This is a genomic window from Pseudomonas sp. L5B5, from assembly GCF_020520285.1.
Classification (GTDB): domain Bacteria; phylum Pseudomonadota; class Gammaproteobacteria; order Pseudomonadales; family Pseudomonadaceae; genus Aquipseudomonas.
In genome coordinates this window covers 810184-828271 of the sequence record NZ_CP084742.1, presented here as the reverse complement: position 1 = coordinate 828271, position 18088 = coordinate 810184, and the positions used below count along the sequence as shown (strand labels likewise).

The following is an 18088-nucleotide window of genomic DNA, read 5'->3' as shown; positions in this document are numbered from 1 at the left end:
TTCAGGGCCTGCGCAAACTAGTGGCACGCGAATCTTGCAGCGTACTCAGTTGGGTTTCGAGCTTGGCACACTTGCGACCGGTGGGCGCCAGGTTTCCCTGTCCGGCAGGGCAGCCGCCGGCCGCCTTGGGAACCCGATGGGCGACGGGCTCTCCCGGCGGTACGCCTTGCCAGGCCATGTAGCCGGGCCTGTTCATCGCCCAGTCGTTCTCGATGTTCTTTTTCTCGCGAATGCTGGTCTTGTAATACTTGTTGCAGCCACTGGGCGCCTTCCCGGCAGGAGGCAGGAGGTGCCTGCACTTGGGATCGGCGCGGACCTTGGCCAAAAGGCTCGCGTTCTGCGGGCTTTGCGCGGTGTCGTAGAACTCGTCTTCGGAGAGGTATTCGCCTTTCGCCTGGGCTTCACTGTGGGCTGCGCCACCGCAACATTCACACTTGTGCTTGCCCGGCACCTTGGAGTCCTGTTGCACCGGGGCATATTTGGCCGTGTTGACCATGGGCACCGCGGCATTGGCGATCGGGCTGGCATGGTTCGACGTGGTGAGGTCGGTATGCCGGTCGATGTTCTGGCCTTCGAACAGCACATCCAGGGTCCACGAAACGAAATAGGTCTTGCCGGTGATCACATGGGTGATGATCCCGGCTCCCTGGCTGCGGGTCGCCGCCTCATCGCCCAGGGGCGAGGTCTTGTAGTAGGACAGATTCTTCAGCATCACCTCCTTGCGCTTGATCTTGACCGTCTTGCTGCCTTTCTTCATGTCCCGGGAATAGGAGGTATCGGGATAAGGCACCGGAATCGGCCCCGCCGGCGGTGCCGGGGGTGTCAGGCACACATCCGGGAACGCGGCGATGACCTTGCCGCCGCCTGCCTTGCAGGCAATCTCGTCGCCGTTGGCGTAGACCTCGCAGCTCATGGGCAACTCCCGGTTGGCCTGGCATCGCGTACCACGGCCACCGCCCGTGCACCGCCCAGCGCGCTGGTCATGCAGATTGCGTTCGTACCGGGGGCGTAGCCTTTGCGCAGCGCCTGGTCTGCGAGAACCAGCTGGATGATCCCGGCAATCGACCCGCTATCGCCGATGGCCTCGGACCAGTGCCAGAGCGGCTGGTCCTCCTTTCTCACGGTCCGTGCCAGCCGGGCCTGCACCAGGGGGATTTCCTTGAACCCGTATTGCTCCCCCGTGGCATCGGACAGGCGCAGGTCGATTTCATGGAAACCCAGCCGGGCCTGCGCCAGCGCCGTGCGCGCGGCGGCGCTCAGCCCGTCGCCTCGCAGTGGCTTGCCGGAGAGCAGGGGCGCCGGTTCCTGGCCGACGCCCAGGCCCGCCACCTGCAGGCAGGTGCCAGGCAGGCTGTGGGCCTGGACCAGGATTGCCGCGGCCCCCTCGCCGGGAAACAGGCCGTCCCGGTTGTTCGCCGTCTTCAGCCGGCGATCACGGTCCAGCCATTGCAAGGTCGAGGCCGTCAGCAGCGAGTCGACCCCGCCCACCAGGCAGGCCGGCGCGCGCGTCTCGCGAATCAGCCGGCCAGCTTCCTCCAGGGCGTGCATGGCCGCCACATGCCCGGCCGGGATGATCCTGGAGTGGCCCCGGTGGACCTGGATGCCCAGCGTGCCTGACAGCTCCTGGATGATCGCCTGGGCCAGGGCCTTGATGTTCACGCCAGGGCGTTCCGGCTCGGCCAGGCACAGCAGGAAGGGCACCGCCTGCCAGTCCAGTTGCGGTGCGCCTGCCAGCAACTCGCCCAGCGCCTGGAGCATGAGATGGCACAGGCGCGTGGGGGCGGGCAGGGCCAGGTCGAAACCGGGAACCTGGGCGCCGATGATGGGGTCGGCCGTGTTGTCCAGGAACGGCAGCTCCTGCAAGGCCGAGAGCCCGGCGCGCTTGGCGGCGCAGGCGCTGGCCACGCTGGTGCCGACGGGGCAGGTCAGGCCCATGCCGGTGACGAACAGGGAAGTGCCATGCATGGGCTTCAGCTCGGCTGCGTTTCAGGGGGCGACGCGGCCGTTGCCCAGCGGATCAGCAGGTCCAGCGACTTGAAGTGCTGCTTGCCCTGCATGCGTCGTTCATGGGCCCGGGCTTGTTCGAAGCGCTCGAGCCGTTGCCCGACGATCACCTTGGCGACTTCCCTGATGTTGCGCCCCAGGGGCGAGGACGCCCGCCAGGTCAGGGCCAGGCGCTGGGCATCGGGCTCGATCAGGATGGTGTCGACCACCGCTGCGGTTTCCCGGGCGTGGTCATCGTGGAAGACCACCAGCACCGCGAGCTGGAGGTGGGTCGGCAGCCTGAATGCACTCCTGCCTCGCGCATCGAGATTGAGCAGGGCCACTTCTTCCGCGCCTTGGGGGTAGTCGATCTGCTGGTCCTCGGGTGCGCACTGGAAGTAGCGCAGGTCGAAATCTTCCGGCAGGAAGGGGAACTGCTGGTCGAGCCACGCCTGGTCGTAGGTGCCGGCCCAGCGGATGCGCTGCTGCCAGGCCCGGCCGACCGGGCCGAATGCCATCGGCCGGTAGTCGCCCCCCGGGTCGGTGACGGGGGTGTCCAGCTCCTCGCTATTGGGCAGGGGCAAGCCGTGCAGTTGCGCCAGCTCGGCACCCGGGTGGAAGCCCACGCCGGTGTGATTCCACGGATACCAGGTGTGTCGGGTGGCGTCGGCAGGTGTCCTGTCCACGCCGCCAAAGGCCTGGGCATAGCTGACGGGGATCCGGGTGAACGGCGCGGGCTTGCCCACCGAGCACGTGTAGGCCCCGGCCTCGTAGACCCGCGGCCCGATGACATTGAAGGCCTTGACCAGGCTGCCGATCTTCAGCGCCACGCTCACCTGGGTGGCAGGCTGCCCATTGGGTGCATGACAGTGGCCGTTGAGCAGCACATCGCAACGTGGCTTGTGCAGGGCAAAGTCGTTTTCATACAACGCGGGCGACTCTGCGGGCTCACCAAGGAAAACATCCGCCGTGACCAGCGGCAGCTGTTGCTCCAGCAGCCGCGGTTCATGGTCGCGGTGATCGGGAATGCCATAGGTTCCCTTGGCAACCACCACCAGCCACTCGCGGCCGGTCTTGTCGGTGGAGGTGGTGTAGCTGGCTTCCAGGCGGGTCTTGTTGATCAGTTCCATGGCCCTGCTGCCTCAGTTGATCTGCACCGATCCACCCTTGATCCGATTGACCCCCGATGATCGACTCGACAGGTAGGCACCACGGATCAGCACCTTGCCTTCGCGGGTGAGGGTGATGCTGGCCTTGCCACAACGCAGGACGATTTCCCGTTCTGCACTGAACTCCAGGCGCTCGCCATCGAGGTGGGCGACAGCAGGCGTCGCGGTGTCCGGCAGGCGCTGGATGCGTCCGATCACCAGCGGCCGGGCCGGGTCGCCAGCTTCGAACATCAGGGCCACCTGGGCGCCGATGTCCTGGCGATCGAGCACCGTGGTGGTGCGGGCGACCAGCCCGGTGTCCACCGGGCAGCCGGGAAAGGCCACCACCGGTGCCTGGGCACTGGGCACATCCAGCAGTACGCCCAGCACGACCCCATCCACCCGGGTGGGGACGCAGATGGCAGGAGGAGGGCATTGAACGGTCATAACGCGGGCTCCATGGCTAGTTCTGCAGTATCTTCTGGCCCTTGACGACGACGTTCCGGCTGGCCTTGATGTTGATGGCGCCGGAACCGTCGAGGGTGATGTTCTTGCCGCTAATCGTGATCGTGCCGTCTTTTTTCAGGGTGATGCTGGCAGCGCCCGTGGTCAGGCTGATGGAATCGCCGGCGTCGAGGACGAAGTGCTTGCCCACGTTCAGGCGATCGTCCTGGCCGACGTCGGTACTGCGGTTGCGGGCCACGTCGCGGGATTCGTTCTGGCCGATCCGGCTGCTGCGGTTGCCATCGATCTCGATGCCTTCGTTGCCCTTGACCGTTTCATCGCGGTTGCCACCAATGGCGATGCTCTCGTTGCCGCCCACGTCTTCGGTCCGGTGGCTGGCGATGGTGATGTCTTCGTTGGCGCCGACCTTCTCCGTGCGGTTGGCGCCAATGGTGATGGTTTCGTTGCTGCCGACCCGTTCGGTGCGATTGACGCCGATGGTGATCTTTTCGTTGTTGCCCACCTCTTCGGTACGGTTCACGCCGATGGAGATGCTTTCGTGGTTGTCCACCCGTTCACTGCGGTCGTGCTTGACGCGCACGGTCTCGTCGTTGTCGATGGTCTTGCTGCGGTCGTGACCGACCCAATGGGTCTCGTCGTTCTCGACCTCGATGTCCTGGTTCTTTTCGGCGTGGATGAACAATTGCTCGGCGCCTTTCTTGTCCTCCATGCGGATTTCATTGAAGTTGGCCGATGAGCCTTCCTTGCTCGAGCGGCTTTTCACGCCGCTCTGGGTGGCATTGGCCGGCAGCTTGTAGGGCACAGCCTGTTCGGCGTTGTAGACGCGACCGGTGATGATCGGGCGGTCCGGATCGCCTTCGAGAAAGCTGACGATCACCTCCTGGCCAATCCGCGGGAGCTGGATGGCTCCCCAGTTCTTGCCGGCCCAGGCCTGGGACACGCGAATCCAGCAGGAGCTGTTTTCGTTGGACTGGTCATGGCGATCCCAGTGGAAGTGCACCTTGACCCGGCCGTACTGGTCGGTCCAGATTTCCTCGCCGTCGGGGCCGACTACCACGGCCGTCTGGGGCCCACGGACGATGGGCATCGGGGTCAGGGGCAGCGGGCGGAAGGCCTGGCTGGCGTCCATGCAGTCCAGTTCGCTGAGAAATGGCTCGGCCAGGTCCGCTTGCCCGCTTTCATAGGCTTCCTGGCGGATCTGGTAGCGCGCGACCACCACCAGGTATTCACGGTTCTGGTCGGCACGGTCGTAGCCCGTCAACTTGAACAGGTGACCTGCGCCCAGGCCACGGGCACGCCCGCGCAGTTGCACGCGTTCGAACTGACTGTGGATGGCCTCGATGCGGGTGCGAGCGTAATGCTCGCCATCGCTGCTTTGCAGGTACTCGCCGGGATAGTCGTAGAGCGGGTGGTCGCCGTTGCTGTGGTTGCGCGGCACACTCGAACGCACTTCGAGGCTGGCGCGAGGGCGCAGGAAGTCGTAGTCGTTCAGCGCCAGCGAGCCGGACTGTACCTCCCGCGCCAGTTGCCAGTCGTAGAAATGGTCACGCTCGCGCATCTGCTGGTCGGGCGGATAGAAGGGCACCGAGGCATAGTCCGGAGCGGTGCCATGGGCGCCGTAGGCATCGGCCAGCACCAGCACGTGGCGGTCCTTCTCGTGGCGAAAGTAGTAATAGATGCCTTCCTGCTCCATCAGCCGGCTGACGAAGTCGAAACTGGTCTCGCGGTACTGCACGCAGTACTCCCATTCGCGATAGCTGGCGCTCAGGCTGTCTTCGAAATCGGAGAAACCCAGGTCGCGCAACACCTGCTTGATGATGTCCGGCACGGTCTTGTTCTGGAAGATCCGGCAGTCCGAGGTCCGGGTGAGCAACCAGAGCCATGGCCGCAGGCTGACGCGGTAACCCGCGAACTGGCCATGCCCGGTCAGTTGCCGGCAACTGCAGGCAATGCCATGGAAGTAGCGCTTGCCGCCGCTCGGGAGCTCCAGGCCGAGGCTCATTGGCTTGCCCAGCAACTGGTCGAACCTGATCGCCCGGTCCTCGGAGGTGAGGTCCAGTTCGTAGTGGAACAGCCGCCCCAGTTCTTCACTGCCCTCCATGCCCTGCAACAGCAGGACATCCTCGCCAAGGGGGCTGTCGACGTGTACCAGGCGGGTGTTTTGCGTGATGGGCATGCACGGCTTCCTCTGGCGGGTGTCAGGACGTCAGTCGGCCGTCTGGGGCAGGGCAGGGACAAGAAGAGGAACCGCATCGGACATCGTTATCGTTATTCATCCACACAGGGGGATCTCCGTATCGGCCATGTCATCTGCCCCTGAAGTTTTAGCGCTATTGGCCGGCTGTCAAGAAACTGCCCTGTGCCAGGGGCGGTGACTGCCTCGGTGCAGGTCCGCCGGCCCTTGACCACCTGCTTAGTCTGTTTGGCTATTTATGTTATTCCCAATACCGATAAGTGGCCGCAGGCCCCGGTGTGCCAAGGGCGGCCGACCTGCGACGAGAGAGAGGGCCGGGAGCAGGGGCAGCTCCCGGCGAGGACTGGCACCAGGCCAGGTTGCCCGCGCAGGACGCGCAGGCGGCGAGAGGGTGAGGATTGCCAACCCGGGCGGGCTGGACGTGCGCGACTGGCCCGCGTCGATCAGGCCGCGAGGCCGTGCGAGCGCAGCCAGGCATCCAGCGCCAACGCTGTTTCCAGGTTGTGCCGGCTCATTTGCGTATTGAAGTAACCCTCGGGCTGGCTCAGCTCCTGGGCTACATGTGCGTGGGAGACGATGCCGAACACCGGGTTGCCGGTGTCCTGCAGCAGTTGCCCTGCACTGTGACGCAGGAAGCGTTCATAGCCCAGGTCGGCCGAGGTCGGATAGGGGCTTTTCCTGCGCTTGAGCACCGCCTGCGGGACATAGTCCGCACAGGCTTGCTTGAGCAGCCACTTCTCCTCGCCATCCTTGCTCTTGATCGACCACGGCACGTTGTAGATGTATTCCACCAGTTCGTGATCGGTGAACGGCACCCGTACTTCGAGGCTGTTGCACATGCTCAGGCGGTCCTTGCGATCGAGCAGGATCACCATCCAGCGTTTGAGGTGCATGTGGCAGAGCTCGCGCATCCGCCGTTCCTGCGGGCTGTCCTGGGCCAGGTGCTCGACCTGGCGCAGGGCGTCGTTGTAGCTCGCCTGCTGGTACTTGGCCAGGTCGCACTGGCGGTTGAAGTCCGGGTTGATGAAATCGACCGGCAACTGCACCCGCGACGCCCAGGGGAAGTTCGCGGTGGCCACGACCTTGGGGTCACGGAACCAGCCATAACCACCGAAGACCTCGTCGGCTCCCTCGCCCGAGATGGCCACCGTGGAGTGCTTGCGAATCTCCCTGAACAGCAGGTTCAACGAGGTGTCCATGTCGCCGAACGTGAACGGTACATCCTTGGCACGGAAAACCTCCCGGCGTGCCAGGTCGGAAACCAGTTCGGCGTTGTCGATCAGGACAGTCTGGTGCCGGCTACCGATGGACTTCGCGGCCAGCAGGGCAAAGGGCTGGTCCTGGTCGGGGCGCAGGTCGTCGCTCTTGAAGTGCTCGGATTGGCCGGTGAAATCCACCGAAAAGGAATTGATATCCCCGCCGGTCCTGGCCTTTTCCAGACGCTGGGCGATCGCCGTGAGGGCGGTGGAGTCGAGCCCGCCGGACAGCAGCGAACACACCGGCACATCGGCCTGCAACTGCGAGCCCAGCGCCCGGGTGACCAGCTCGCGGGTCTTGTCCACCGTGCCCTGCAGATCGTCCTGATGCTCCTGGCGGCGTACTTCCCAGTAGCTGTGGATCTTTATCTGGCCATTGGGACGCCAGGACAAGAGGTGACCGGGCAGCAATTCCTTCAGGTTCTTGAACGGCGTCTGGTCGGTGCCCTTCGACAGCGTGAGTACATCGACCAACCCCGTCACTTCCAGCGCCGTGGTGAACTCCGGATGGGCCAGGATGGCCTTGATCTCCGAGGCGAAGAGCAGGCCGTTGCGATGCTGGGCATAGAACAGCGGCTTGATCCCCAGGCGGTCGCGCACCAACAGCAGGTGGCCATCGCGTCCGTCGAACAGGGCGAAGGCGAACATGCCCAGGAAGTGGTCGCAGCAACGCTCGCCCCATTCCAGGTAGGCATGCAACACGACCTCGGTATCGCTGCGTGTCAGGAACTCATGCCCTAGTTCGCGCAGCTGGTTGCGCAACTGATCGTGGTTGTAGACCTCGCCGGTGTAGACCAGCGCGACCTCCTGGCCGTCCGCAAAACGATAGATCATCGGCTGGACACCACCGCTCAAGTCGATGACCGCCAGCCGCCGATGCCCCAGAAGGGCATGTGGATGCTTCCATATGCCCTCGGCATCGGGCCCGCGAAACGCGAGCGTATTGGTCATTGCGCGAATCGCAGGATTCTCTCCTTCGAGCCTGCGCGTATAGTCTACCCATCCTGTGAGACCACACATTTAGCAACTCCTGTCATTAATCGATGAGCCGCGTGAGGTTGGCTGGAAAGACTTCCATGACTCGTGCCGGGTGAACCGCATTGTCTTGCCCCCATTGCCAATCCTTCACGCGGTAGATCCCGGACACACACTTTCATTATTCAGGGTTGCAGACGTCGCACCCGCCAGCCCGTCTCGTTGCGGTCGTAGCGCAAGCGTTCGTGCAGTCGCTCCTGACCGTTACCCCAGAATTCCAGCGACTCGAGCCGCAGCTCGAATACGCAGTACCCCTCGGGACGTGGCAGCGGGCCCTGGACCTCGGCCAGTTTCCTGGCGGCCTCGCGCAGGGCCTGGACATCCTCGAGCTCTTCGCTCTGGTGCGCCACCGATGACATCGGGTGCGTGGCATAAGGCCGGTTCAACCAGGCCGCGTCGGCCTTGGCATCGGACAAGCGCGTGGCCTGGCCATTGACGATGATCTGCTGGCTGGTCTCGCGCCAATACAGGACGCCGGACGCCCATGGGTTCTGCGTCAGCTCGCGGCCTTTCTGGCTGCCGGCGTGGGTGCTGAACACCAGCCCGTTGTCGGTGACTTCGCTGATCACCACGATCCGGGTCGATGGTCGGCCCTGGCTGTCGGCAGTGGCCAGGGCCAGGGCCTTGGGTTCACGGATGCCCACGCGCCGGGCGCGCTCCAGCCAGTTGCGCAGCACGCCCATGGGGTCTTCGGGCAGGGTCTGGTACTCGGGGAAGGGCGCTTCCAGGGTTCCGGTGAGGGATTCCGACATGCCGGTGCCCAGCAGCGGCTTGCCTTGCAGTGGATTGTTCATAGCACGATGGTCCCCCGTCCAAAGGTCACGCCGTTACCGGACACTTCGACCCGCTTCAGATGATCGGCCTGGCCTTCAGCCCTGGCGAACATCAGCGATGGCCGACCGATCTCCACACCCTGGAGAATCTCGACCTGCTGGCCGAACGGCAACTGGCCGTGGCGGGCCAGGTGGATGGCCAGCGGTCCGGCGGCAGAGCCGGTGGCGGCATCTTCGACCACGCCATAGGCCGGCGAGAACATCCGGCTGCGCCAGCGCCGTCCCGAGCCGGCAAAACAGTTGATGGCCATGTCGTGGAAGTTCGACAAGGCGCGGTGGTCGGGGTGCAGGGCCGACAGGGCCTCGATGCTCGGCAGGCCGACGAACACGTGGCGCGGGCCGTTGTGGTAGATCTCGATGGGAAAGGTCGAGGACGCGATGCCCAGGGCCTTGAGCAATTCGGCGTCGCGGCCCAGCGCCGTCCAGGTCGGGATCGGCTGGTCCATGCTGGCGGCGATCACCTGGCCAGCCTGGCGCTCCAGTTCGAAGGCGATGGTGCCCATCTGGGTCTCCAGGTACAGCCGGTGATTCTCGGTGTGGGCGCCCAGCGCGATGGCGGTGCCCAGCAACGGGTGCCCGGCGAAGGGCAGTTCGTTGACCGGAGTGAAGATCCTGATCCGCCAGTCACCACCGTTGCGTGGCTTGAGCACGAAGGTGGTTTCCGACAGGTTCATTTCCCGGGCGATGCGTTGCATCTGTTCGGCCGACAGGTCGTCGGCCTTGAAGAACACCGCGACCGGATTGCCTTCCAGCGGGACGCTGGCAAAGGCGTCGATGATGACGTATTCGTGCATGGGTTATCTCCCGGTGGCCGAAGCGGTGCTGCCGGCGGCGGTATTGATGAGGGCATGGCGCAGCAGGTCGGCCATGATCCGTGGGCCTTCCTGGGTCAGCAGCGATTCGGCATGGAACTGCATCGAGGCGAACGAAGGCCCGCGCAGTGCATGCACTTCGCCGGTCTCGCTGTCGCGGCTGATCTCGACGGTGCCGACGCCATCGACATCCAGCCGGTCGCTGGCGCTCTGGGCGGCAAAGGTGTTGTAGAACCCCACCCGTTCGGCGTTGCCGAACAGGTCGATCTGTTTCTGCACGCCCTGGTTGGGAATGGCCTTGCGCTGCAACTCCAGGCCCAGGCACAGGCTCAGCACCTGGTGGCTCAGGCACACCGCAACGAAGGGCCGCTGTTCGTCGAGCAACGAACGGATGGCCAGGTGCAGGTGATTGATCTTCGTCTGCTGGACGTCGCTCGGGTTGCCAGGGCCGGGGCCCATGATCACCAGGTCGTAGCCGTCGAAGCTGTAGTCGTCGCTGTAGCTGCGTACCGTCACCACCAGCCCCAGGGAGCGCATCTGCTTGGCGATCATCGAGGTGAAGGTGTCCTCGGCATCGACGATCAGCACCTGGCGGCCGCTGAAGTCGCTCTGGGTCTGCTGCCGCTCCTGGCTGTCGGTCAACCAGAAGTCCGAAACATAGGCATTGCGGCTGGCCAGGGCGGCGCGCACCTGCAGGTGATTGCCGAAACGCGAAGGCGCCTGGTTCTTCAGCGCGGCGATCAGGCCGGCGGCCTTGGCCCGGCTCTCGGCGGCCTCGGTCATCGGGTCCGAGTGGCGGACGATGGTCGAGCCCACGCTGATCTTCACCTGCCCAGCGTGATCGATATCGGCGGTACGGATCAGGATCGCCGAGTCCAGCGAGCGCCCACCCTTGCCATCGCTGCCGATCAAGGCCGCCATGCCGCTGTAGTAGCCGCGGCCCTGGGGCTCGTGGCGCTGGATCACCCGGCAGGCGCTCTCCAGCGGGCTGCCGGTGACGGTCGGGGCGAACAGGGTTTCGCGCAGGATTTCCCGGACGTCGCGGCGGGTCTTGCCTTCGATGAAGTACTCGGTGTGGGCCAGGTGGGCCATTTCCTTCAGGTAAGGCCCGAGAACGTGGCCACCGTCTTCGCAGATGCGCGCCATCATCTTCAGTTCTTCATCGACCACCATGTACAGCTCGTCGGCCTCCTTGCGGTTGGCCAGGAATTCCATGACCTCGGTCAGGCTCGGGCCGGCAGGGGGATAACGGTAGGTGCCGCTGATCGGGTTCATCACCGCCACGCCGTCCTTGACGCTGATGTGGCGCTCGGGCGAGGCACCGACGAAGGTGCGCTCGCCGGTGTGGATGATGAAGGTCCAGTACACGCCTTTTTCCCGCTCCAGCAGGTGGCGGAAGAACGACAGGGCCTTGCTCGGGCCGTACTCGCTGATCTCGGCCAGGAAGGTGCGCTTGATCACGAAGTTGGCGCCTTCCCCGGAGCCGATTTCATTGGCGATCACCTGGCTGACAATCTCGGCGTAACGCTCGTCGCTAAGGTCGAAGCGTTCGCTGTTCAACTGGATCGGCTCATCGGGCAGCAACCCCAGCAGTTGCTCGATGCCGATGGATTGTTGCTCGGTAATCTTCATCGCCAGCAATGGCGACTGGTCGTCGACGGCCGCGAAGCCACGCTCGGCGATCTGTCGGTAGGGAATCAGCGTCAGCACATCCAGGTGCGGTGCGCCGATGGTGGTGGCGGGCAGCTCGATATCCGCCAGGCGTCCGGGCTCCGACATCTCTCCGACCAGCACGTCCAGCACGCCCGGGCCGTTGGACTCCGGGCGGTAGAGCAGGGCGAAAGGCCCCGGTGCCGGCTGCAGGACACGTTCGATGAGGTGGGCGGTGGTCTGGCTCATAGCACTACCTCGTCGGTGGTCACCACCATGGCGCAACGGCTGGCGGCATATTCGATGGCCATCCAGTGGTGTTCCTTGCTGAAGTCGGCGATCGCATCGGCGACCAGGAACGGCTGGATATCGTTGGAATAGGCATCCACGGTGGAAATCAGCACGCCGACATGGGCGTACACACCGCACAGCACCAACTGGTCGCGGCCGCTGGCACGCATGCGTTCGAGCAGGTCGGAGTTGAAGAACGCGCTGTAGCGCCACTTGGTCAGCAGCCAGTCGCCCGGGCGCGGCGCCAGGGCGTCGACCACCTCGCGGTCGCTGGGGCTGGCCTGCATGCCCGGGCCCCAGAAGTCCTTGAGCAAGCCCCGCTGCTCTTCGTTCATGCTGCCGGGTTGGGCGGTGTAGGCCACCGGCACCTGGTTGTCGGCGGCCCACTGTCGGATGCGCGCGGCATTGCCCACCACGCTCTCGCGCAGGGTCTCGGGCAATGGCCGCAGGAAGTAGCGCTGCATGTCATGCACCAGCAGCACGGCGCGCTCGGGGTCGATCTGCCATTGCGCGAGGTTGGCTGGCAAGTCGCGGGAAGTGGGCAGGTCGTAGGGGACGATCGATGGAATGCCGGTCATGGCACAAGCTCCAGTCAATAAATGGCGGGTGAGGGCGAGTTTTTCCAAGCCATGACCGCGGTGACGGCTTGCCAGGGCGTCAGGCGCGGATCGCACAGGCTCTTGTATTGGGTGGCGACCTGGGCCAACTCCAGGGTGTCGGACACGCACTCGCTGACCTCATCCGGGGTGGTTTCCAGGTGCAGGCCGGCAGCCACGCCACCGGCCGAGGTCACGGCGTGTTTGAACCCGATGATTTCTTCGGCGATGGTCTGCACCATGCGGGTCTTGTTGCCGCAGGGGGCGACGATGGTGTTGCCGTGCATCGGGTCGCTCAGCCAGATGATCTTGTGGCCGGCGCCGCGCACCGCTTCCACCAATGGCGGCAGGCGATCGCCGACCTTGTGCGCACCCATGCGGGCAATCAGGGTCAGCCGGCCGGGCTCGCGTCGTGGGTCCAGGCGTTCGCACAGGCTCAGCAATTGATCACGGGTGATGTCAGGGCCGACCTTGCAGGCCACCGGGTTGAGCACTTCGCTGAGCAGCGCCACATGGGCGCCGGTCAACTGCCGGGTGCGCTCGCCGATCCATGGCCAGTGGGTCGAGCCGAGAAACACTCGGCCCTGTTCATCCTGGCGGACCTGCGGCAATTCATAGTCGAGCACCAGCATTTCGTGGCTGGTCCAGGCCGGTGAGCCGCTGAGCGGCTCCTGGTCGGCCGGTTCGTTCCAGCCCAGGTGCTGCAGAATGTCCTGGGCCGCGTGATACCCGCGTACCAGGCGTTGGGCGTCATGCTGGCGATGACTGCCCAGGGCCTCGCGGCCATTGACCATGTCGCCGCGATACACCGGCAACTCGACGTCGCCGATGCGCTCGCTGTTGTTGGAGCGTGGTTTGGCGAATTGCCCGGCAATCCGTCCGACCCGCACCACCGGCTGCTGGGTCACCAGGCGCAGCGCACCGGCCAGGATATCCAGGACGGCGGCCTTGCGGGCAACATGGCTGGGAGAGCTTTCATTCATGTCTTCGGCGCAATCGCCGGACTGGATGATCATCGCCTCACCGGCGGCGACTCGGGCCAAGGTGGCACGTAGCACCAGGATGTCCTCGACGCGAATCAGTGACGCACTGTCCCTGAGATAGGCCTGGGCGTCGTGCAATTGTGAGGGTTCGCTCCATTGTGGTTGCTGGAGCGCTTCACAACTAAGAACTCGGTTCAGTAAGTCTTCCATGATGCGATCACTCTCCCTGGGGGATTAAGTAGGTATGCCTTCGCGCTTGATTTGCGGCACGGGAATACCCAGGGCGCGCAACTGCTGGAAGACATTCATGAACTCGCGGTTCTGTTTGATCTTGCCGTCCTGCAACTCGAAAGAATGCAGGAAGTGATTTTCGTAATAACCTTCGGGATATCCAGGAAACAGGATCTTGCCGTGGCCATCACATTCGACCCAGATATGATTAGGGTCGTCGGTCTCGAATATCTGGATGTTGTACCACTCCCAATCCGGGAAGCACTTGAGTGACCAGACCGCATGTTCTGCCAACTTGTCCTTGCCGTTGATGGCAATAGGAGCCCCGGTATCCGTGGTCCACAGGCCACCTGAGCCATCTTCGGTGAACAGTTCATGGCGACGCAGGCGATCCTGTCCCTTGGTATGCATGTATTGCTCTACCGTTGCACGATTTTTACGTCGAAGTTCGCTGGTGTCGTGCTCGTTTAGTTGTCGAGCTGCATTGTTCGGCATGATGAATCTCCTGTTAGAAAGGGCTGGTTTTATGAGGCTGGAATACCTTCACGCTTGATTTTCGGCACGGGAATGCCCAGGCCGCGAAGTTGGTCGAAGGGGTTCATGAACTCACGGCTCTTGCTGATCTTGCCGTTGTCCAGTTCGAACGAATGAATGTAATGATTCTCGCAATATCCTTCGGGATAACCGGGCACCCGAGTCTTGCCGCGAGCATCGCTTTCCACCCAGAACCGATTGGGATTGTCGGTGGCGAATATCCGCACATTGTGGAACTGCCAGTCGGGAAAACACTTTTCGACCCAGGCGCCGAGTGCTGCGAGCTTGGCCTGACCCTTGAACTCAAGCGGTTCTCCGGTCTCGGTATTGCAGGAAGCAAGGCTGCCATCCTGGGTGAACAGTTCATGCCGGCGCAGGCGATCCTTGCCGTTAGTGCGCATGTACTGCTCGACGGTGGCGCGATTCTTCTTGCGAAGTTCAAGTTGATCGTTAAAGCCGCTTAGAGCAATTGGAGCGGGCATGGGCAGCATCCTCACTTATTTAGAACCGGTGTTGTCTAAAATAAATTAAATATCTGGTTAACTATCTAGGGACGAGGTTAGTTGCAGCCTTCGACAGTTTCGCTGTTGTGGCAGTAGCGAGCGGATGATGTTTATACACTTGCGTTTCTTGGCGTTGGAACTACCAGATCTTGTAGTGAGGGGCTGAGCGAGCCCGTCAGGACGGACTGTTTCAGTATCATGAAGTGAGGTGGGCGTTCGTCGCTTGAATTGCAGTAATGGCCCGGTAACATCGAAAAAAAGTAGTGGCGCATGGCTACCGAGTTTAACTAGATAGTACAAATATAGAGTTAGCACGAAGCAGTCTATGGTGGTTCTGAATTACCGGTTGACATGAGTTCAGTTTGGTCTAGTCTCACGACCTCCTTCAAACTTTAGTGGTGTTCAAAATGGAATTAGGACAGCTGTTTGGATGGGACGCCTATTTTTACAGTATCTTTGCGCAAACCCTGAGTACTGAAGAATTCACGGTTGTCGCAATGAGAGCGCTGAATGAACTGGGCTTTGACTCTTTTGCCTATGGCATGTGTAGCGTGACGCCGTTCATGCGCCCCAAGACATATATATATAGCAACTATCCCGAGGAATGGGTGCAGCGCTACCAGGCGCAGAACTATGCCTTGATCGACCCGACGGTGAAGCACAGCAAGATTTCAGCGGCGCCGATCATGTGGGGTAACGAGTTGTTTCGGGAATGTCCGCAGCTGTGGTCCGAAGCTCGGGACTCGGGACTGTGCCATGGCCTGGCACAACCCTCGCTCAATGCCCAGGGGCGAGTGGGGCTGCTCAGCCTGGCGCGCCGGAACAAGGCCATCAGCCTTGAGGAGTTCGAAGCCTTGAGGCCGGTAACCAAGGCGTTTGCCGCCGCCGCCCATGAAAAGCTCTATGAACTGGAAATTGATGACAGCGTCTTCAATGCGGTCGTCGAGTTCAGTGGACGCGAATGTGATGTGCTGCGCTGGACTGCCGATGGCAAGACCTCGGAAGAGATCGGCGTGATCATGGGGGTCTGCACCGATACGGTGAACTACCACCACCGCAACATCCAGCGCAAGATTGGCGCCAGCAACCGGGTGCAAGCCGTGTCCTACGCCGTTGCCCTGGGCTACATCTGAGGGTGAGATGGCCGAGTCGCCTGATGGGCGACTCGGCCGCTGTCAGGCAGTTTCTTGCAGTGGTGCACTAGCGCTGAAGTGTGTGGAGGCGAGAACACCGCGATGGTGTTCGCGGTGAGCCGAGAGCTTGATGGCAATGATCTTTTCATCCTGGTGCAGGGTGGGCGGGCCCAGCCGTTCGAACTGCACGCCGTTGATCTTGTAGTAGCGCTCCATCGTCCTGTTGACCACCCCGACAATGGCATCGGCGCCGGCCTGGCTGGCGATCTTCAGGCTTCTCCAGAACAGCGGCATCGCCAGTTGTGGTTCGCGAGTGGTGAAACGGGTCATCTCCCAGATGGCCGGATGCCGGGGTGGCGCGCCCGTGCACGCCTGGCTGAACACACCTTCGAGCAGGTTCGGGCAGGTGGTGGGAATCAGGCGCGAGCAGCCCGCGACGGCACCCCGATTGTCGATAGCCAGGATGTAGCGGGCCTGATCGGTGTCGTACTGGTCCCATTCGCACTGGTCCGGATGGGGATGGGCCGGGAGGCGCCATCCCAGTCTTTCGACGAACTGTTCGTAGCGGAAGCGACCCAACAGAAATCGCAACTCACCGTTCATCTCGCTCAGCGTGTGCTCTTCCATGTGCATGGCTGGATGTCCTCGAGGGTAGGTAAAGCGGTTCCTTATAGAGGACTGGCAGCAGCTTGGCACCTACCAGATCTGGTAGTTTTCGGGAGCATTCATGAGGCCAGGCGGTTGGCGGTGGGGCCCTTGCCAATACCCCAAGACTTCACCGCCCCCTGGTTCTGGCCCTCGTGTGGTCAGCGATGGATCAAGGGCAGCAAGCCGTAGGTTCAATCACCGCGATGGAAGGCTTGCTCGGCAGGCAGCAAGGGAACCGTCATCGCCGCAGGGGCCGCGACGCTGAAACTCTTGAGCTTGAAGGTCATGCTGTTGGCCTTGAATACCGTTGGATAGTGCTTTTCGGTCCAGGCATTCCAACTGGCCACGCCCAGGGCCAGCTGCAGCGAGTAGTCCAGCGAGTTGAAGCCCGGGGTGAAGGGCTCGTTGGACTTGAGGTTGCGGTAGAACAAGGCGACCGTCGCTTCTTTGACCGTGCACTGGAGCAGGCGCTCATAGGTTTCATTACCGGTGCCCTGGACCTTTTTCGCTTTCAGGCAGTTGTCGTCGGGCCCGGGGTTGAAGTCCGGACCGGGCTTGCCCCGGGTATCCATGGCTCGGCTATGGCAGCTCATACAGCTGGAAAGCGGGCTGTCGACGGGGCCGTTCATGCGCGCCAGGTAGCCCATCTGGTCATCCGGGGCGCGGTTGGCGAACATCGCCTTGGCCTCGGGGTTGACCCAGCTTTCTGCGGGGCGCGTGCCGGCCTGGTAGTCGGCATAGGTGAAACCTGGCGAGTTGCCCCATTCCAGGCCCACGGGGATCAGGTTCTCCCAGTAGTGGGCGGCGCCGCGGGTACCGTTGAACACGAACGTGCCGAATACCCAGCCGCTGTGGGTGGCATCGCCCTGTTCCTTGACCGCGATGTCCATCTGCAGCAAGCGCAGGCTTCTTGGCTGGCCGTTGTCGTCGATGTCCGCCTGCCATTGCAGGTTGTTGCCCGCAAGGTAGGGCGCCTCGCTGTCGGTGGCATCGGTGAGCAGCAGCTTGGCGGTGACCGTGCCCACCGGGAATACCGCCTGGGTGGTGGTCGGGCGTACGGCGCCTTTCCATACCTTGCCGAAGGTGCTGGCGCCCAGGTCATTGTAGAAACCCACGGCCCAGTTGCTGGTGCGCCGTGTCTGGTTCGGCCCCAGTTCATGCACGCGACTGCCTCGTTCCATGGTCAGGCCATGGATCGGCTCGCGCTTGGCGTGCATCCACGGGGCGTGGTACCAGCTGCGCACGGTGTTCTTCTGCAGCTCCCAGTCGACGCTGGTGTTGCCTTCGACCACATAAGCCAGGACCTGGGCCATGTACTTCTGAGGCTCGGTCTTGTAGTCGATGCCGCTCCAGGGAAGTTTCGACGGTGTGGCTGGCAGGCTGGGCGGGTATTGATTGCTGACGGCAAAGCAGGGAAACCCGGTGATGCAGGGGGCCCTGGCGGAGGTGTTGAATTGCGCGATGGCAGCCTGATCGTAACCGTCGTCACTGGACAGCGCGTGGACATCGACGGTGTAGAGGGCGGGCAGGGTGAACAGGATGCAAAGCAGCAAGGATCTGGATGACATAGCACTCTCCTTGGCCATGAGTCATTGCGATCAAGCTTGACTGCACAGGACTGCTTGGACGCGCTACTCCAGGCACTGACAGCTGTAGGTGGGAAGCCACGTGCCGATTGCGAACGTCCATGCACACCAGAACAGTAGTTGAAAACTCTTCCAGGGGCGCCGATCAGGTGCAGAGGAGCAGAGCACGCGCCCCGTGATACTTTCGACGGTGTGCAGAGCCGCTGC

16 protein-coding genes are annotated in these 18088 nt (G+C 62.9%); 1 reads left to right on the top strand and 15 read right to left on the bottom strand.

Annotation, left to right across the window (positions count from 1 at the left end):
- Position 1: 1 nt before the first annotated feature.
- The 13 genes from LGQ10_RS31395 to LGQ10_RS03630 all read right to left on the bottom strand — a co-directional run bounded on the left by LGQ10_RS31395 (position 2) and on the right by LGQ10_RS03630 (position 14493).
- A complete protein-coding gene (locus LGQ10_RS31395) occupies positions 2–913 on the bottom strand; it encodes a DUF4150 domain-containing protein (protein ID WP_319003942.1) in 912 nt (303 codons plus the stop codon).
- On the bottom strand, positions 910–1965 hold the full coding sequence (locus LGQ10_RS03685; protein ID WP_226524729.1) for a beta-ketoacyl synthase N-terminal-like domain-containing protein: 1056 nt from the start codon (positions 1963–1965) through the stop codon (positions 910–912). Before LGQ10_RS03685 ends, LGQ10_RS31395 begins: the two co-directional genes overlap by 4 nt.
- Positions 1966–1970: 5 nt before the next feature.
- A complete protein-coding gene (locus LGQ10_RS03680; protein WP_226524728.1) occupies positions 1971–3113 on the bottom strand; it encodes a DUF2169 domain-containing protein in 1143 nt (380 codons plus the stop codon).
- A 12-nt stretch (positions 3114–3125) separates the two neighbouring features.
- Complete coding sequence (locus LGQ10_RS03675; RefSeq protein ID WP_058433393.1) at positions 3126–3578, bottom strand: DUF6484 domain-containing protein; 453 nt, start codon at positions 3576–3578, stop codon at positions 3126–3128.
- A gap of 16 nt (positions 3579–3594) precedes the next feature.
- The gene (locus LGQ10_RS03670) at positions 3595–5772 is read right to left on the bottom strand and encodes a type VI secretion system Vgr family protein (protein WP_226524727.1); all 2178 of its coding nucleotides are present in this window, start codon (positions 5770–5772) and stop codon (positions 3595–3597) included.
- Positions 5773–6233: 461 nt separating this feature from the next.
- Positions 6234–8066, bottom strand: a complete 1833-nt coding sequence (gene asnB / locus LGQ10_RS03665; protein WP_058435878.1) for an asparagine synthase (glutamine-hydrolyzing) — start codon at positions 8064–8066, stop codon at positions 6234–6236.
- Positions 8067–8206: 140 nt separating this feature from the next.
- Positions 8207–8875 (bottom strand): phenazine biosynthesis FMN-dependent oxidase PhzG, encoded by a 669-nt coding sequence (gene phzG / locus LGQ10_RS03660; RefSeq protein ID WP_226524726.1) that lies wholly within the window; start codon positions 8873–8875, stop codon positions 8207–8209.
- The gene (locus LGQ10_RS03655; RefSeq protein WP_226524725.1) at positions 8872–9708 is read right to left on the bottom strand and encodes a PhzF family phenazine biosynthesis protein; all 837 of its coding nucleotides are present in this window, start codon (positions 9706–9708) and stop codon (positions 8872–8874) included. Before LGQ10_RS03655 ends, phzG begins: the two co-directional genes overlap by 4 nt.
- 3 nt (positions 9709–9711) lie before the next feature.
- Positions 9712–11625: an anthranilate synthase family protein gene (locus tag LGQ10_RS03650; protein ID WP_226524724.1), complete on the bottom strand. Its 1914-nt coding sequence runs from the start codon at positions 11623–11625 to the stop codon at positions 9712–9714.
- Positions 11622–12245 carry an isochorismatase family protein gene (locus LGQ10_RS03645; protein ID WP_058434343.1) on the bottom strand — a complete coding sequence of 208 codons (624 nt, stop codon included), beginning with the start codon at positions 12243–12245 and terminating at the stop codon, positions 11622–11624. Before LGQ10_RS03645 ends, LGQ10_RS03650 begins: the two co-directional genes overlap by 4 nt.
- Positions 12246–12259: 14 nt before the next feature.
- Positions 12260–13456 (bottom strand): 3-deoxy-7-phosphoheptulonate synthase, encoded by a 1197-nt coding sequence (locus LGQ10_RS03640; protein WP_058434342.1) that lies wholly within the window; start codon positions 13454–13456, stop codon positions 12260–12262.
- 24 nt (positions 13457–13480) lie between these two features.
- On the bottom strand, positions 13481–13972 hold the full coding sequence (locus LGQ10_RS03635; RefSeq protein ID WP_058434341.1) for a PhzA/PhzB family protein: 492 nt from the start codon (positions 13970–13972) through the stop codon (positions 13481–13483).
- A 29-nt stretch (positions 13973–14001) separates the two neighbouring features.
- Positions 14002–14493 (bottom strand): PhzA/PhzB family protein, encoded by a 492-nt coding sequence (locus LGQ10_RS03630; RefSeq protein WP_058434340.1) that lies wholly within the window; start codon positions 14491–14493, stop codon positions 14002–14004.
- Between the two features lie 428 nt (positions 14494–14921).
- Between LGQ10_RS03630 and LGQ10_RS03625 the strand changes: the two genes are divergently transcribed.
- Positions 14922–15647, top strand: a complete 726-nt coding sequence (locus tag LGQ10_RS03625) for an autoinducer binding domain-containing protein (protein WP_058434339.1) — start codon at positions 14922–14924, stop codon at positions 15645–15647.
- 42 nt (positions 15648–15689) lie between these two features.
- Here LGQ10_RS03625 and LGQ10_RS03620 read toward each other — a convergent pair whose 3' ends face one another.
- Together LGQ10_RS03620 and LGQ10_RS03615 are read right to left on the bottom strand one after the other, a co-directional pair.
- Positions 15690–16280: an acyl-homoserine-lactone synthase gene (locus tag LGQ10_RS03620; protein WP_226524723.1), complete on the bottom strand. Its 591-nt coding sequence runs from the start codon at positions 16278–16280 to the stop codon at positions 15690–15692.
- Between the two features lie 206 nt (positions 16281–16486).
- Positions 16487–17863: a hypothetical protein gene (locus LGQ10_RS03615; RefSeq protein ID WP_226524722.1), complete on the bottom strand. Its 1377-nt coding sequence runs from the start codon at positions 17861–17863 to the stop codon at positions 16487–16489.
- Positions 17864–18088 lie beyond the last annotated feature (225 nt).